Raw genomic sequence first — 16,066 nt, 5'->3', positions numbered from 1 at the left:
AGGGCTTCTCCTGTCGGTGGCTAGGCCACGTCGGGAAGGGCCAGCCCGGCCCTGATAGCGACGTTGAGTGCACCGACCTGATCGGCGTTGGCGGTGTGCCCGCACTGAGTGCACTCGAACTTCTCTTGGGTGGTGCGGTTCTCACCGGACACGTGCCCGCAGGCGGGGCAGGTGCGGGAGGTGTTGCGGGGGTCCACCGGGATCACAACACGACCGGCGCTTTCAGCCTTGTGCGCGAGGATTCCCAGGAACACCCCCCAACCCGCATCGTGGATGCTCTTGTTCAGTCCGGCCTTAGCCGCCGCGCCGTTCGGCAGGAAGCTGCCGGACTGCTCGGGGTCGGGCTTGGGCTTAGGCGCGCGGAGCATGTTCGCGATGCTCAGGAGCTCGTGTGCGATCACGTCGTAGGTGCGGACCAGCGCAAGCGCGGTCTTGTGCGCCTGATCCGTGCGCTGTCGCCGGACCTTGCGGTGTAGCCCCGCGACCTTCTCCACCGCCCGGCGGTGCTTCGCCGATCGGTTCTCCCGCTTGCGGCGGGGGAACACCTTGAGGGCGCGCTGAGCTTCGGCGAGGTCATCGGCGTTGCGCTTGCCGTGCCGGGGGTTGGCGATGTGCGCGCCCTGGGATGTGGTGAGGAAGTGGGCAAGGCCCATGTCGATGCCGGTCACGGCACCGGTGGCGGGGAGCGGTTCGGCGGATACCTCGTCACAAGCGAGGATCACGTACCACTGCTTACCCTCACCCTCACTCTTGACGCTGACGGTCTTGACGCGGCCCTTCACCGGCCGGTGCTGGTGGACGCGGACGTGCCCGACACCTTGCAGCCGGAGACGGGTCACGGGGTCATGCGGGGTGGAGTCCCACCGACAGCCGTCGCCATCCTTGGGGAAATCCACGGTGTCGAACCAGTTCACGCCCCGGAACCGGGGATAGCCCGGCTTCTCCCCTGCCTTGACCCGCCGGAAGAACGCTGCGAATGCCTTGTCCAGGCGGCGCAAGGTGGCCTGCTGAGAGGAGAACGACCAGCGGCCTTGCCGCTCGGGGTCGAACGCCCGGATTCCCTTGAGCTGGGCGGACTGCTGCCCGTACTTGATGCTCGTCTTGGAGACGTGCCGGTAGGCATCGCGGCGTTCCTGCAAGGCTCCGTTGTAGAGGGAGCAGTGATCGCGCAGCATCTCGGCCAGGGCCTGTGCCTGGCGGGCAGTGGGCCGGAGGAGGAACTTATACGCCCGATGCACGGTCAGCCTCCTCCTTCTGCTTCTTGGTCCAGGGGCGTTCCCACTGGGTGTCGATGTACTTCTCGACCGTGTCCGCGCTGACCGCGCCGACCGAGGCGACGAAGAACGACGACGACCACAGCGTGGGCATCCGTGACTTCAGGTGCGGGAACTCCTCACGCAGCACACGCGAGGTGAAGCCCTTGAACTGGTTCGCGACATATGACGCCGATGCTTTCGGCTCGTGCTTGACGAACAGGTGCACGTGATCGGGCATCACTTCAAGGGCGATGATCTCCCAGCCCTTCTCGGCGGCCTTGGTGTCGATCAGCTCACGCAGCCGGACCGCGACCCGACCACCGAGAACCCGGCGGCGGTACTTCGGGCACCACACCACGTGCAGCCCCAAGTCGTACACGCCACCGGAGTACCGGCGAACCTTCCGCGTCACAGTCACACGATCACTATATACGCTGCATGTATCTAGCTGAGGTCAACAGTGCAGACCTGTAGGCACAGTTGAGGTCAGAGCAGCCCAGAGAAGCGATTCCCCCCACGCCTCAAGGCGCGGGTCCCCCGCTAGCTGGCTGATGGGAGCGGCGATGGGGGCCATCGGTCGGGCGGGGCGATATCACGCAGACGGGAGCGCAGAAGGGAGCTTCGAGCATCCGCCCCCGGCGTCTTAGTTCCCCTGAGTCCGGTCGTCCCGGGGCCTGATCTCCCCGATGTCCGGCCGCCGCCTCGATGCCCAAGTTCTCGATACCTAAGCTGCGGAGCATGGATGCCCAGACGAAACCCGACGCCGCCACGGCCCCCGAGACGCCCGGCGAGCCCAGGAAGCCCGCGGCAGCCGAGGCCCGTGCTACAGCCGGGGCACGTGCGGCAACCGAGGCGCACGCAGCAGCCGGGGCACGTGCCGCCGACAGCGTCCGCCCCGTGTTCTCCCTCGGGGGGACGCTGGCCGTCGGGCGGTTGGGGTTCGGGACAGCTAGCCTGGCCGGCCCCGGGTACTGGGGGCCGCGGCACGAGGACCCGGAGCGGTCCCTGGCGGTACTGCGGCGGGCCGTCGACCGCGGCGTCACGCTGATCGACACCGCCGACAACTACGGCCCGGACGTGGCCGAGGAGTTGGTGGCCCGCGCCCTGCACCCGTATCCCGAGGGGCTCGTGATCGCGACGAAGGGCGGGGTCGTCCGCACCGGCCCGAACGTCTGGCACATCGCCGGCCGCCCGGAGCAACTGCGCGCCATGTGCGACGCGAGCCTGCGGCGGCTCAGGACCGACACCATCGACCTCTACCAGCTGCACCGACTGGACCCTGACGTCCCCATGGCGGACCAGTTGGGCACCCTGCTGGAGCTCCAACAGGCCGGAAAGATCCGCCACATCGGCCTGGACAGCATCGGGGCCACGGAGTTGGCTCGGGCGCGCGAGGTGGCCCCCATCGCCTCCGTACAGAACCGCTACAACCTGATGGACCGCGCCTCCGAGGACGTTCTGAAGCTGTGCGAGCGGACCGGGATGGCGTTCCTGCCGTGGTTCCCGTTGGGCAACGGCACGCTGACGGGAGGCCGATCCACAACCCCTGCCACGGACGCCTTGGCCTCGATCGCCGCGGCGCACGACGCGACCACCGGCCAGATCGCCCTGGCCTGGCTGCTCCACCACTCCCCCGCCCTGCTGCCCACCCCCGGCACCAGCTCCCCCGACCACCTCGACGAGAACCTCGCCGCGGCCCGAATCTCCCTCACGGAGGAGGAGTTGGCACGACTCGACGCGCTGACGGACGGTAGGGACGGTACTGGCAGTACTGGCAGTACGGACGACTGAGGCGACGACGCGGACGGCTCAGTCGACGTTGGCGGGCCAGCCGGCACGGACGGGCCGAACAGCGCGGACGGAGCGGACGTTAGAAGCACCACACCATCAAGGAGAGAGACGACCGTGCCGCAAGAAAACCCGGCTCCGCCGACCACCCCCGAAGAGGCGCTCGCCATCGCGCCGCGCCACTATGCACAGCCGAAGAACGCGGACGGTTCGCTGGTGCCGCTGCACGTCCATGAATTCGGCATCGGGTACCTGGTGTACCGGAAATACCCCACTCCCACCGACGCGGCGGGACGGCCCCTGCCACCTCCCCCCGGTGGCGCAAAGATCGTTGTGGCGAAGGAAACCGGCAAGACGTACATCGTGCCCAACCTGCCCACCGAATCGGCCATCGAGCTCTACCGCCAGCAGCGGGAGGCGGGGGCGTAGCCGGCCCCCACCGCGGTGTCAGGCCGGCCGATCCGCCGGGCAGGCGGCCCGCAGGCGGGCGCCGCGGCTTGCCGCGATGCGGCGGATCTCCACCAGGGATTCGGTCAACTCGACGGTGAGGAGGTGGAGTTCGCCGGCCGTCCAGCTCCGGGTGTCGAGGAGGCGGCGGGCGTCCTCGACCAGACCGTCGGCGAGGAAGAGTTGGGCTTCCTCGACGTCGTCGGCCAGGCGGGAGACCATGTCGGTTCCGTCGCCGAGGACGTAGGAGGGCTTGCCGTCGGGGCTCGACCACGGCAGAAGCCGCGGGGTAGCGTCGGTCATTGTCGTCAACCTCCAGGGGGTTGGTGGCCACGCCCCCGGACCGGTCGCACGGTCGCGGGGGCCTTCCAGTTGGGTACTGCGTGTAGCCATTCGGTCACGCGACTCCTCGGTGGGCAATAGGATTGCGGTACTTGAAGCGGCAGCGTTCAAGGCGCGGGCCGTCGCAACACCGACGCAAACGCACGTGGCGAGAGGTCATAGCGTTGGACGAGTCCACCGAACCCGAGAACTTGAATCCCCTGGAACGCTTCGGCCGTGACGTCCGGCAGGTGCGCCTGGCCCGCAAAATCACGCAGAAGCGCCTGGGTACCGCCATCGGCTACTCCGAGGGCTACGTGAGCAAGGTCGAGTCCGGAACGCTGTTGCCGAGACCCAGCGAGAAGTTCGCCAAGGGCTGCGACACCGTGTTCGGCACGGGCGAACTGTTCGCCGGCCTGCTGGAACGGATCGACGAGGGCGACCACCCGAGTTGGTTCTTCCCGTACCTGAAACTGGAGCGCAAGGCGGCGCGGATACTGGACTACTCCGCAAGCCTCGTGATGGGCATCCTCCAGACCGATGCCTACGCCCGCGCCATCTTCAGTTCGTCGCACCCGCGCGAAAGTCCGGAGCTGATCGACGGCCGGGTTGCGGCTCGACTACGTCGCCGTGAGGTCTTCGATCGGGAGCGGCCGCCGCTGCTGTGGGTCATCCTGCACGAAGCGTGCCTGCGGACCGTCGTGGGTGATTCCGAGGTGATGGCCGAGCAGTTGACGTACTTGATGAGGGCCATGGCGTCGCCTCAGATCGACCTCCAAGTCCTGCCGTTCTCGGCAGGTGCGCCGGGGGCGCACACGAGGCCGTTCACCCTGCTGACCTTTCATAACTCCTCCACGGTGCTGTACGCCGACGGCCCGCAGGGCGGCAAGCTGTACGACTCCGCCGAAACCCTCGCGGTGCATCTGGACAGCTACGATCGGCTACGGGCGAACGCGCTTTCGCCTGCACATTCGTTGGCTCTCATCAAGACCGTGCTGAAGGAGTACTGATCATGAGCAGCGACTTCGTTCTTGCGGGCGCCGACTGGATCAAGTCGTCCTACAGTGACGGCGACGGCGGCCAGTGCCTGGAATTCTCCCCCTCCCACGCCCCCACCCACGGCGTGGTTCCCCTCCGTGACAGCAAGTTCCCCGGCGGGCCCGCGATCATCGTGTCCGTTGCGGGGTGGTCCTCGTTCGTGGGCGCGGTCAAGAATGGGGAGTTCGCCGTCTGAGGACCGTCTGAGGAGGAGCGCCCGTGGACCTGCGTGACGATGCCCGTGCCCTGTCCGGTGAGCTCGTGCGGTTGCGGCGGGCGCTGCACCGGATTCCGGAGACCGGGCTCGAACTGCCCCGTACCCAGGAGGCGGTGCTGACCGCACTCGACGGGCTGCCGCTGGAGGTGACCACCGGCGAGGGGTTGAGTTCGGTGACGGCGGTGTTGCGCGGGGCGGCGCCCGGGCCGGTGGTGCTGCTGCGCGGGGACATGGACGCGTTGCCGGTGGCGGAGCGCCTCGACCTGGACTTCGCCGCGGACAACGGGCGGATGCACGCGTGCGGGCACGATCTGCACACCAGCATGCTCACGGGGGCGGCGAAGCTGCTGTCGGCGCACCGGGACCGGCTCGCGGGGGACGTGGTGTTCATGTTCCAGCCGGGCGAGGAGGGGTACGACGGGGCCCGGCACATGCTGGCGGAGGGGCTGTTGGAGGCGGCCGGGCGGCGGCCGGTGGCGGCGTACGCGCTGCACGTGCTGTCGGCGGGGCAGGCGAGCGGGGTGTTCGGGACCCGCGGCGGGCCGATGATGTCGGCCTCCAATGTGCTGCGGGTGACGGTGCGCGGGGCGGGCGGGCACGGGTCGATGCCGCACCGTGCGAAGGATCCGGTGCAGGCGGCGTGCGCGATGGTGACGGCGTTGCAGGCGTGGATCACGCGGAGTTTCGACGTCTTCGACCCGGTGATCCTGTCGGTGGGCACGTTCCATGCGGGGACGCAGCAGAACGTGATCCCGGAGACCGCGGTGTTCGAGGCGACGGTGCGGAGTTTTTCGGCCGCGGCGCAGGCGCGGGTGAAGGACGGGACGGTTCAGGTGTGCCGGGGCGTCGCGGCGGCCCATGAGGTGGCGGTGGACGCGGAGTTCGTGGAGACGTATCCGGTGACCGTCAATGACGGGGCGGAGGCGGAGTTCGTGGCGCATACGGTCCGTGAGGCGCTGGGTGAGGAGCGGTTCGCGGCGCGGCGGAATCCGCTGCCGGCGTCGGAGGACTTCTCGCGGGTGCTGGACGAGGTGCCGGGCGTGCTGATGATGCTGGGTGCGCCGCCGGCCGGGGCCGACCCCGAGTGCAGTGCCAACAACCATTCTCCGCTGGCCGAGTTCGACGATGCGGTGCTGGCGGACGGGGCGGCGGTGTACGCGGAACTGGCGGTGCGGAGGCTGGCGAAGGGGTAGGGGGCGACCCGGTCTGGCAGGCGCTTCTTAGAAGGTTCTTAAACCGCACCACTATTCACATGGGCATGACATCAAAGCTCATACGAGTGATCGCTGCGTCGTTGGCGTTGAGCGCCACCGCGGTCGGGATTTCCGGGTGCGGGAGCGCCCAGGCCGGGACGCTTGAGGGCGGGCGGCTGATGCTGCCGGTCGCCGGGGGGACCGCCACGGTGGACACCGCCACGCTGGGGGTGAGTGCGCGGGCCGACGACGGGACGCAGCTGGTGCTGTCCGAGGCGGTCGGGGGCGGGCTCGGGGCGCCCGGGCCGGTGACCCGTACCGCCGACGGGGCGCGGTGGACGTATCCGGCGAAGGGCCTGTCGGTGACGGCGCGTACGGAGCAGGGGCGGCTGCGGATCGGGATCCGGGCGGACCGGGACCAGTCGGTGAGTTGGCCGGTGACCGGGACCGACCGGGCGGCGTCGGCCGTGCAGGTGCCGCGCGGGGAGGGGTTGGACATCCCGGTGCGGGACGCGTTCTGGAATTCCGGGCGGGGCGGGCTGGCCGGGAGCACGGTGGACGTGGGGGCGGATCTGGCGCTGCCGCTGTGGGGGTATGCGATGGGGGGTGGAAGCGGTGCCTCGGGGAGCGGGGGCGCGCGGCACGGGGTGAGCTATCTGACGCCGACGGACCTCGGGACGTCGTTGGCGTTCGCGTCGCGGGGCGGGGCGCTGCGGGCGACCGCCGCGCATGACTTCTCCGCGGGGGACGGGACGCGGGACTACCAGGTGTCGTTCGCGTTGACGGACGGGGACCCGGTGGCGCCGGCGGCCGACTACCGGTCGTACCTCGCGCAGCACGGGCAGTTGGGCAGCCTGCGGAAGAAGATCGCGAAGAATCCGGCGAACGGGAAGCTGCTGGGGGCGTTCCACGCCTACGTGTGGGGCGAGGCGCGGACCGCGGCGGGGGTGGCGCGGCTGCGGAAGCTGGGCGTGGACCGGATGTGGCTGGGGTACGACGCCGGGCCGGATCCGATGGACGCCGCGGCGGTGCGGGCGGCGAAGCAGGCGGGGTACCTGGTAGGGCCGTACGACTCGTTCGCCAACGGGCAGGATCCGAAGGCGGCGGACAGTCCCACGTCCAAGTGGCCCGGGACGGTGTATCCGGACTTCTGTGTGCGGAAGGCGGACGGGACCGCGGAGACCGGGTTCGGGGGGCGGGGGTGCTACCTGAGTTCGCGGGCGTTCGAGAAGGCCGAGCCGGGCAGCCACTATCTGGCGGACCGGACCCGGGAGATGACCGCCAACGGGGCGGACAGCTACTTCCTGGACGTGGACGCGACCGGTGAGGTGTTCCGGGACCACGGCGCGGGCCACGAGATGACCAAGGCGGGAGACCGGGAGAACCGGCTGGCGCGGATGGCGCGGTTGGCGAAGGGCCTCGTGCTGGGGTCGGAGGCCGCGCAGCCGTGGGCCAATGGCGTGCTGGCCTTCGACCACGGTTCGGGGACGCCGGTCGCGGACGGGCTGTGGAAGCTGGAGCGCGACAAGGAGACGTGGGGCGGCTACTACCCGCAGAACGCCCCGAAGAACTTCTTCAAGCCGGTGCCGCTGCCGGCCGATCTGGCCACGGCGATGTACGACCCGAAGTACCGCGTGCCGCTGTACGAGACGGCGCTGCACGGGTCGCTGGTCAACGCCGAGCGGTGGGAGCTGTCGTACGACAAGCTGCCGGCGCAGAAGACCACCCGGGCGCTGCTGGCGATGCTGTACAACACGCCGTTGAACTTCGTCCTGGACGGGCCGTCGCTGACGAAGAACGGGGCGGAACTGGCGGCGTTGCAGAAGTACTTCGCGCCGTTGCACCGGGCCGCGGGGGCCGAGCGGATGACGTCGTTCCAGTGGCTGACGGGGGACCGGAGCGTGCAGCGGACGGTGTTCGGGGACGGGGTGCTGACCGTGACCGCCAACTTCGGCGACCGGGCGTACCACGGGCTGCCGGGCGGGTGTGTGGACGCCCGGTTGCGGGGGGACGCGCAGCCGCGGCGGCTGTGCCCCGCGCAGGTCGACACCCCGGCCGGGTAGGCGGAACGGATGCCTGGGGGCGGGGCGGCGGGTGCGGGCCGAGGGCGGGGCATGCCCCCGGCGCCCCCTCACAGGCCGGTCGGGGAGCCGCTGAGGGCCGCGTTCCGCCGGGGTAACGCGGGCGATGCGGGCGGGTAACAGCGGCGTCGCAGGCTGTGGGACATGACGCTGACGGGCATATCGCTCACGGGCCGTGAGCCCGCGGGCACGACGGGCTCCGGCCCCGCACCGGCGCCTCCGCCGGGGGCGGCGGGGGCGGCGGCCCGGGTGCTGGTGGTCGGCGGCGGGATGGCCGCCGCCCGGCTCGTCCACCAGTTGGCCGCGGCGGCGGACGGCGCGGGCCCCCGTCCACTCCGGGTGACCGTCCTGTCCGAGGAGTCGCATCCGCCCTACAACCGGGTGCTGCTCGCCGAGGTCCTGGCGGGCCGCTATCCGCCGCAGGTGATCGCACTGCCCGCGCCGGCCGCCTCGGTGGCCTGGCACGGCGGCGTACGGGTGGCCCGGATCGACCGGGGGGCGCGGCGGGTGCGGTGCGACGACGGGCGGGAGTTCGGCTACGACGTGCTGGTGCTGGCGACCGGCGCCAATCCGGTGCTGCCGCCGCTGCGCGGCCTGTTCGCACCGGACGGGCCGGAGCTGCCGGACGGGGTGCACCCGTTCCGCACCCTGGACGACTGCGCGGCGCTGGCCGCGGCGGTCCGGCCCGGGCTGCCGGCGGTGGTGGTCGGCGGCGGGCTGCTCGGGGTATCGGCGGCCCGGGCGCTCGCCGCGTGCGGGGCGCGGGTCCTCCTGGCCCACCAGGGCCCGCACCTGATGGACCGTCATCTCGATGCGGAGGCGGGGGCGCTGCTGCGGGACCACCTCACCGGGCTCGGCGTGGAAGTGCACACCGAGTGCCGGGCGCGCGGCGTCCGGACCCGGCCGGTGAGCGGCCCCGACGGGACGGCCGGGCGCCGGGTGCACGGCGTCGAACTGGCCGACGGGCACCTGCTCGACGCCGGTCTGACCGTTCTGGCCTGCGGGGTCCGCCCCCGCACCGGGCTCGCCCGGGACGCCGGCCTGGACGTCGGTACCGGCATCCGGGTGGACGGCGCGCTGCGCACCAGCGACCCGCACATCCACGCCGTCGGCGACTGCGCCGAGCACCTCGGCACCGTCTACGGCCTGGCCGGCGCCGCCCAGGAACAGGCCGACGCGCTGGCCCGGGTGCTGACCGGCCCCGGGCCCACCGCCCCCGCCTACACGGGGACCCGCGCCCTGACCCGGCTCACCCTGGCCGGGCGGGACGTCCTGGACCTCGCCGCGTTCGGCGAGACCGCACCGCGCCCCGGCGACGACGTCGTACGGCTCGCCGACGCCACCCGCGGCACCTACCGCAAGGTCGTCGTCCGCGGCGACCGCCTGGTCGGCGGGGTCCTCGTCGGCGCGCTGGGCACCGTCGGCACGCTCGCCCGCGCCTGGGAGGACGCCGAGTCGCTCCCGTCCGACGACGGCCCCCTGCTCCACCTGCTCACCAACGACGGAGGCTCCTGATGTCCACGACGGCTCTGCGTGACCGGTCACGCCCCACGATCGTGCTCGTCGGCCACGGCATGGTCGGCCAGCGTTTCCTCGAAGCGCTGGCCGAGCGCGGCCTGACCGCCACGCACCGCGTGGTCGTGCTGTGCGAGGAGCCGCGGCCGGCCTACGACCGCGTCCAGCTCACCTCGTACTTCTCGGGGAGGACGGCCGCGGAACTCTCCCTGACCGACGAGCGGTTCCTCGCCGAGCACGGCATCGAACTGCACCTCGGCGACCCGGCGGAGACCGTCGACCGGGCGGCCCGGACCGTCACCGCCCGCTCCGGGCTGACCGTCGACTACGACACCCTGGTGCTGGCCACCGGCTCGTACCCGTTCGTGCCGCCCGTCCCGCACAAGGACGCCGAGGGCTGCTTCGTGTACCGCACCATCGAGGACCTGCTGGCGATCGAGGAGTACGCGGCGAAGCGCGCGAAGACCGGCGCGGTGGTCGGCGGCGGTCTGCTGGGGCTGGAGGCCGCCGGTGCGCTGAAGGGCCTCGGACTGGCCACCCACATCGTGGAGTTCGCGCCGCGCCTGATGCCGGTGCAGGTGGACGACGGTGGCGGCGCGGCCCTGCTGCGCACCATCGAGGAGATGGGGCTGACGGTCCACACCGGTACCGGGACCCAGGAGGTGGTGACCGGCGCGGACGGGGCGGTGATCGGGATGCGGCTGTCGGACGGCACCGAGCTCGCCACCGACCTGATCGTGTTCAGCGCCGGCGTCCGCCCCCGCGACCAGCTGGCCCGGGACTGCCAGCTGGCGGTCGGCGAGCGCGGCGGCATCACCGTCGACGCGCAGTGCCGCACGGTGACCGACCCGCGGGTGTTCGCCGTCGGCGAGTGCGCGCAGGCCGTCGACGGGCGGGTGTACGGCCTGGTCGCGCCCGGTTACGAGCAGGCGGAGACGGTGGCCGCGACCCTCGCCGAGGACGCCGCCGCCTTCACCGGCGCCGACCTGTCCACCAAGCTGAAGCTGCTGGGCGTGGACGTGGCGTCCTTCGGTGATGCGCACGGCACCACGGAGGGCTGCCTCGACGTCGTCTACGCCGACTCGCGGGCCGGCCTGTACAAGAAGCTGGTCGTCGCCCGCGACGGCACCCTGCTCGGCGGCGTCCTGGTCGGCGACGCGGAGACGTACGGCACGCTGCGCGCGCTGACCGGTTCGGTGCCGCCGCTCGCGCCCGAGCAGCTGGTGCTCCCGGCGGGCGCGGGCGCCCCGGCCCAGCTCGGCCCGTCCGCGCTGCCGGACGACGCGGTGATCTGCTCCTGCCACAACGTCACCAAGGGCACCATCCGCGGTGCGGTCACCGCGCACGCGTGCACCAGCGTGCCCGAGGTCAAGAAGTGCACCAAGGCCGGTACCGGCTGCGGAAGTTGCGTCAAGGTCCTCGGCCAGCTCGTCAACGAGGAGCTGGAGGCGAGCGGGGTCGAGGTCGACAAGGGCCTGTGCGGCTGCTTCGCGCAGACCCGCGAGGAGCTGTACGAGATCGTCCTCGCCCTGCGGATCACCTCGTACCGGCAGCTGCTGGACGGGTACGGCCGCGAGGCCGCCCGGGGCACCGACGGCTGCGAGACCTGCAAGCCGGCGGTCGGTTCGATCCTCGCCTCGCTGGCGCCGGCGATCGGTGCCGACGGCCACGTCCTCGACGGCGAGCAGGCGGCGCTCCAGGACACCAACGACCACTTCCTCGCCAACCTCCAGAAGAACGGCTCGTACTCGGTCGTGCCGCGCGTCCCCGGCGGGGAGATCACCCCGGAGAAGCTCATCGTGATCGGTGAGATCGCCCGGGACTTCGGGCTCTACACCAAGATCACCGGCGGCCAGCGGATCGACATGTTCGGCGCCCGGGTCGAGCAACTCCCGCTGATCTGGACCCGGTTGGTGGACGCCGGCTTCGAGTCCGGGCACGCCTACGGCAAGTCGCTGCGCACGGTGAAGTCGTGCGTCGGACAGACCTGGTGCCGCTACGGCGTCCAGGACTCGGTCCGCATGGCGATCGACCTGGAGCTGCGCTACCGGGGGCTGCGGTCCCCGCACAAGCTCAAGTCGGCGGTCTCCGGATGCGCCCGCGAGTGCGCGGAGGCCCAGTCGAAGGACTTCGGTGTGATCGCCACCGCGGGCGGCTGGAACCTGTACGTCGGCGGCAACGGCGGCGCCACCCCGCGCCACGCGGACCTGCTGGCCCAGGACCTCTCCGACGCCGAACTGATCCGCCTGATCGACCGGTTCCTGATGTTCTACATCCGCACCGCCGACCGCCTGGAGCGCACCAGCGTCTGGCTGGAGCGGATCCCGGGCGGCCTGGACCACGTCCGCGACGTGGTGGTCGAGGACTCCCTCGACATCTGCGCGGAGCTGGAGGCCCTGATGGCGGCCCACGTGGCGCACTACCGCGACGAATGGGCGGAGACCATCAACGACCCCGAGAAGCTGGCCCGGTTCGTCTCCTTCGTGAACGCCCCGGACACCCCCGACCCGGTCGTCGGCTTCGTCGCCGAACGCGACCAGATCAAGCCCGACCTGCCGCTGCTCTCCCTCGGCCTGCGGCCGGGCGCACGCTCCCCGAAACCCCTGGCAGACGCCCTGGAAGGAAGCACCCCGCGATGACCCTGACCCTTGAGAGCACCGACCTGAAGGTCCAACTGCTGCTGTCCGACGCCTGGTTCACGGTCTGCCGGCTCAACGACCTGACCCCGGGCCGCGGGGTGGCCGCCCTGCTGCCGGACGGCCACCAGGTGGCCGTCTTCCGCGACCGGGCGGGCCGGCTCTACGGCATCGACAACCGCGATCCGTTCGGCGGTGCCGCGGTCCTCTCCCGCGGCCTGACCGGCACCCACCAGGGCCGGCCGTTCGTGGCGTCACCGCTCCTCAAGCAGCGGTTCGACCTGGAGACCGGGCACTGCCTGGACGATCCGTCGGTGTCCGTCCCGACGTACCGGGTGCGGACGCGGGTGGCGTGAGGGCCGGGCGTAGGCTGAGCCTCCCCCTACCGAGGAGTACGGCGTGACCCGGTGGAACACCAGCCACATCCCCGATCAAACCGGCCGCGCGGTGGTCGTCACCGGCGCCAACAGCGGTCTCGGCTACGTCACCGCCCGTGAACTGGCGCGGCGTGGCGCCCGCGTGGTGCTGGCCTGCCGCAGCGCGGAGCGGGGCGCCGCGGCGCTGGCCCGGCTGCGGTCCGAAGTCCCCGTCTCCGAAGCGGAGTTCCGGCCGCTGGACCTGGCCGACCTGGCGTCCGTGCGGCGCTTCGCCGAGGGCCTGGACGACTTCTGCGGCGACCGGCTCGACCTGCTCATCAACAACGCGGGCGTGATGGCGCTGCCCCAGCGCACCACCGCGGACGGCTTCGAGATGCAGTTCGGCACCAACCACCTGGGGCACTTCGCGCTCACCGGGCTGCTGCTGCCCAAGCTCCTGGCGACCCCCGGGGCGCGGGTCGTGACGGTCTCCAGCATGCTGCACGCGCTGGCCAACGTGGACCTCGACGACCTGAACAGCGAGCGGTCCTACCACCGCTGGGTCGCCTACGGCCGGTCGAAGAGTGCCAACCTGCTCTTCACCCACGCACTGGCCCAACGGCTGGCGGCGGCCGGCTCGCAGGTCGTCGCGGCCTCCGCGCACCCCGGCTACGCGCACACCAACCTCCAGACCGCGGGGGTGCGGATGGAGGGCCGCCGGGCCGCCGAGCGGATCGTGGAGGTGGGCAACCGCCTGATCGCCCAGCCCGCGGACGGCGGCGCGCTGGGCACGCTGTGCGCGGCCACCGCCCCGCACATGCGGCCGGACTCCTTCATCGGCCCGCGCAACGGGCTGCGCGGCGCCCCGGCCCGCTCGTTCCGCGCCCCGTGGACGCAGAAGGACGACACCGCCGACCGGCTGTGGGCGGCCTCGGAGGAGCTCACCGGGGTGCGGTTCGACGTCACCGTCCCGGTGGTGTGAGCTCCGGTCCTGCGGGCGCGCGGAGGGCGCGCCCGCGGGCCCTCGGGGCGCGCGACCGGCGGGATGCCGTCAAGATCGCGTGAAGATCGCCGTGCCACCCGCCAAGGGCGCGCCAAGGCCGCTCGCGGGCGGCCGTCGGACCCCCACGCTGAGCTGGTCCCACCCAGTACCGCACGGAGGTACGACGCACATGTCGACGGTGTCGCAGCCCGCAAACCGGCCCGAGCAGCCGCCCCCGGCGACCGCCCCCGGCCACCACACCGCCGTCACCGCGGCCCCCGACCCCGACCCGGCCGGCGACCGGCACCGCCTGACCGCCCTCCAGGGCCTGGCCGCGCTCTCCCTCGACGCGATGGCCTCCGTCGCGTACGGGCCGGAGTCGATCGTGCTGGTGCTGGCCACGGCCGGCGCGTACGGCCTGGGGTTCACCCTCCCGGTCACGCTCGCCATCGCCGCGCTGCTGGCCGTCCTGGTGGCGTCCTACCGCCAGGTCATCGCCGCCTTCCCCAACGGCGGCGGCTCCTACGCGGTCGCCAAGACCCACCTGGGACGCCGCTCGGCCCTGGTCGCCGCCGCCTCCCTCGTCCTGGACTACGTCCTCAACGTCGCGGTGTCGGTGACCGCCGGCGTCGCCGCGCTCACCTCCGCCTTCCCCGGCCTCTACGGCGACCGGCTGTGGATCTGCCTGGCGGTGCTGGTCCTGGTGACCGCGATCAACCTGCGCGGGATCGCCGACTCGGCGCGGGCGTTCCTGCTGCCCACCGCGGTCTTCGTCGCCTCGATCCTGGCCATGATCGTGGTCGGGCTGTTCCGGGACGCGCCGGCCTCCACCGTCACCGCCGCGGGACACGCCTCCGTCCTCACCCACAACGCCACCTCCGTCGGCGCACTGCTGCTCCTGAAGGCGTTCGCGTCCGGCTGCTCCGCGCTGACCGGCGTGGAGGCGGTCGCCAACGCCGTACCGTCGTTCCGCGCCCCCGCCACCCGGCGCGCCCAGCGCACCGAGGTCGCGCTGGGCGCCCTGCTCGGCGCCATGCTGATCGGCCTGTCGCTGCTCATCGGCCGCTTCCACCTCCAGCCGGTCGAGGGCGTCACCGTCCTCGCCCAGCTCGCGGACGCCTCACTCGGCCACAACTGGGCGTTCTACGTCGTCCAGTTCGCCACCATGGTGCTGCTCGCACTGGCCGCCAACACCTCCTTCGGCGGACTGCCGGTACTGATGGGGCTGCTGGCCCGCGACAACTACCTGCCGCACGTCTTCGGCCTGAAGGCCGACCGCCAGGTCCACCGCCACGGCGTGCTGGCGCTGGCCGCGGTCGCCGCCGTGCTGCTGGTCTTCTCCGGCGGCGACGTCAACACCCTGGTGCCGCTCTTCGCCATCGGCGTCTTCGTCGGCTTCACGCTCTGCCAGGCCGGGATGGTCCGCCACTGGTACCGGGAGCGGTCCGCCCGCTGGTTCGGCAAGGCCCTGCTCAACGGCTTCGGCGCGGTGCTCACCGCCGCCGCCGCGGTGGTCGTCACCGCCACCAAGTTCACCGAGGGCGCCTGGCTGATCGCCATCGCACTGCCGCTGCTGGTCCTCGCCTTCGAGGCGGTCCACCGGGCCTACGGGCGGATCGGCGACCGCCTCGGCCTGGGCCGGGTGCCCGAGCCGCCGCGCCGCGCCCGCTCCCTCGTCGTCGTCCCGGTCTCCCACCTGTCCCGGCTGACCGGTGAGGCGCTGGGCGCGGCGGTGTCCCTGGGCGACGAGGTGATCGCGGTCACCGTCACCTACGGCACCCCCGAGGACCGCCCCGCCACCGAGGCGCTGCGCCGCGACTGGGAGCTGTGGAACCCGGGCGTGGACCTGCTGGAACTGCCCTCCGCCACCCGCTCCCTGGGCCGCCCGATCGCCGCCTACGTCGCGGACCTGACGGCCCGTCGGCCCGAGGCCCGCATCACCGTACTGATCCCCGAGGCCGAGCCCGCGCACCTGTGGCAGCGGGTGCTCCAGAACCAGCGCGGGGCGGTGCTGGCGCATGCGGTGCGGCGGGATACGGATGCGGTGATCTGCCGCTTGCGGTTCCGGCTGACGCCGGGGTAGGTGCCCGCACGTCGTCGGCTCTCCCACCGTGGGGGTTTCTGTTCCGCCTTCGGCGGAGGGGTGTTGGTGGGGTGGGGCCCCGGTGTGTGGTGGGTGACGGGTTCGGGGGGTCGGGGGTGGGTGTTCGGACTGCTGCGCTTTACGTCCGAACAC

General features: G+C 72.0%; 14 protein-coding genes. 11 read left to right on the top strand and 3 right to left on the bottom strand.

What is annotated here, in order from left to right; genetic code table 11:
• Window positions 1-20 precede the first annotated feature (20 nt).
• Window positions 21-1,238 (bottom strand): RNA-guided endonuclease InsQ/TnpB family protein, encoded by a 1,218-nt coding sequence (locus ACFVT2_RS31475; protein WP_390023374.1) that lies wholly within the window; start codon window positions 1,236-1,238, stop codon window positions 21-23.
• The gene (gene tnpA, locus ACFVT2_RS31470) at window positions 1,222-1,668 is read right to left on the bottom strand and encodes an IS200/IS605 family transposase (RefSeq protein WP_390023464.1); all 447 of its coding nucleotides are present in this window, start codon (window positions 1,666-1,668) and stop codon (window positions 1,222-1,224) included. Before tnpA ends, ACFVT2_RS31475 begins: the two co-directional genes overlap by 17 nt.
• Before the next feature lie 485 nt (window positions 1,669-2,153).
• Here tnpA and ACFVT2_RS31465 point away from each other — a divergent pair, with 485 nt between their 5' ends.
• Together ACFVT2_RS31465 and ACFVT2_RS31460 are read left to right on the top strand one after the other, a co-directional pair.
• Window positions 2,154-3,047: an aldo/keto reductase gene (locus ACFVT2_RS31465; protein ID WP_390023371.1), complete on the top strand. Its 894-nt coding sequence runs from the start codon at window positions 2,154-2,156 to the stop codon at window positions 3,045-3,047.
• A 114-nt stretch (window positions 3,048-3,161) separates the two neighbouring features.
• Window positions 3,162-3,473 (top strand): hypothetical protein, encoded by a 312-nt coding sequence (locus ACFVT2_RS31460; RefSeq protein WP_390023368.1) that lies wholly within the window; start codon window positions 3,162-3,164, stop codon window positions 3,471-3,473.
• Window positions 3,474-3,491: 18 nt separating this feature from the next.
• On the opposite strand, the gene ACFVT2_RS31455 is transcribed toward ACFVT2_RS31460, so the two are convergent.
• On the bottom strand, window positions 3,492-3,794 hold the full coding sequence (locus tag ACFVT2_RS31455; protein ID WP_390023366.1) for a hypothetical protein: 303 nt from the start codon (window positions 3,792-3,794) through the stop codon (window positions 3,492-3,494).
• Between the two features lie 203 nt (window positions 3,795-3,997).
• On the opposite strand from ACFVT2_RS31455, the gene ACFVT2_RS31450 reads away from it, so the two are divergent.
• From ACFVT2_RS31450 to ACFVT2_RS31410, 9 genes are all read left to right on the top strand, one after another.
• A complete protein-coding gene (locus ACFVT2_RS31450) occupies window positions 3,998-4,822 on the top strand; it encodes a Scr1 family TA system antitoxin-like transcriptional regulator (protein ID WP_390023364.1) in 825 nt (274 codons plus the stop codon).
• A 2-nt stretch (window positions 4,823-4,824) separates the two neighbouring features.
• Complete coding sequence (locus tag ACFVT2_RS31445) at window positions 4,825-5,046, top strand: DUF397 domain-containing protein (RefSeq protein ID WP_390023361.1); 222 nt, start codon at window positions 4,825-4,827, stop codon at window positions 5,044-5,046.
• 23 nt (window positions 5,047-5,069) lie between these two features.
• On the top strand, window positions 5,070-6,260 hold the full coding sequence (locus ACFVT2_RS31440; protein ID WP_390023359.1) for a M20 family metallopeptidase: 1,191 nt from the start codon (window positions 5,070-5,072) through the stop codon (window positions 6,258-6,260).
• Between the two features lie 65 nt (window positions 6,261-6,325).
• Window positions 6,326-8,323 carry a glycoside hydrolase gene (locus tag ACFVT2_RS31435; RefSeq protein ID WP_390023357.1) on the top strand — a complete coding sequence of 666 codons (1,998 nt, stop codon included), beginning with the start codon at window positions 6,326-6,328 and terminating at the stop codon, window positions 8,321-8,323.
• A 267-nt stretch (window positions 8,324-8,590) separates the two neighbouring features.
• Window positions 8,591-9,856 carry an NAD(P)/FAD-dependent oxidoreductase gene (locus ACFVT2_RS31430; protein ID WP_390023462.1) on the top strand — a complete coding sequence of 422 codons (1,266 nt, stop codon included), beginning with the start codon at window positions 8,591-8,593 and terminating at the stop codon, window positions 9,854-9,856.
• Window positions 9,856-12,495, top strand: coding sequence for a nitrite reductase large subunit NirB (gene nirB / locus ACFVT2_RS31425; RefSeq protein WP_390023354.1), 2,640 nt, complete (start codon window positions 9,856-9,858; stop codon window positions 12,493-12,495). The genes ACFVT2_RS31430 and nirB overlap by 1 nt, the downstream gene beginning before the upstream one ends.
• The gene (gene nirD / locus ACFVT2_RS31420) at window positions 12,492-12,848 is read left to right on the top strand and encodes a nitrite reductase small subunit NirD (protein WP_390023352.1); all 357 of its coding nucleotides are present in this window, start codon (window positions 12,492-12,494) and stop codon (window positions 12,846-12,848) included. Before nirB ends, nirD begins: the two co-directional genes overlap by 4 nt.
• Before the next feature lie 43 nt (window positions 12,849-12,891).
• Window positions 12,892-13,830 (top strand): oxidoreductase, encoded by a 939-nt coding sequence (locus tag ACFVT2_RS31415; RefSeq protein ID WP_390023349.1) that lies wholly within the window; start codon window positions 12,892-12,894, stop codon window positions 13,828-13,830.
• A gap of 190 nt (window positions 13,831-14,020) precedes the next feature.
• Window positions 14,021-15,913 (top strand): APC family permease, encoded by a 1,893-nt coding sequence (locus ACFVT2_RS31410; RefSeq protein ID WP_390023347.1) that lies wholly within the window; start codon window positions 14,021-14,023, stop codon window positions 15,911-15,913.
• Window positions 15,914-16,066: the final 153 nt, after the last annotated feature.

This window comes from Streptomyces sp. NPDC058000, assembly GCF_042886435.1.
Taxonomy (GTDB): Bacteria; Actinomycetota; Actinomycetes; order Streptomycetales; family Streptomycetaceae; genus Streptomyces.
Note: the sequence above shows the minus strand (reverse complement) of the source record. Positions and strands in the feature narration are given on the sequence as shown.

Coding starts and splice junctions, on each gene's coding strand:
- ACFVT2_RS31455 (WP_390023366.1), bottom strand. CDS start 3,794: ATGACCGACGCTACCCCGCGGCTTCTGCCGTGGTCGAGCCCCGACGGC.
- ACFVT2_RS31445 (WP_390023361.1), top strand. CDS start 4,825: ATGAGCAGCGACTTCGTTCTTGCGGGCGCCGACTGGATCAAGTCGTCC.
- ACFVT2_RS31435 (WP_390023357.1), top strand. CDS start 6,326: ATGACATCAAAGCTCATACGAGTGATCGCTGCGTCGTTGGCGTTGAGC.
- nirB (WP_390023354.1), top strand. CDS start 9,856: ATGTCCACGACGGCTCTGCGTGACCGGTCACGCCCCACGATCGTGCTC.
- nirD (WP_390023352.1), top strand. CDS start 12,492: ATGACCCTGACCCTTGAGAGCACCGACCTGAAGGTCCAACTGCTGCTG.
- ACFVT2_RS31410 (WP_390023347.1), top strand. CDS start 14,021: ATGTCGACGGTGTCGCAGCCCGCAAACCGGCCCGAGCAGCCGCCCCCG.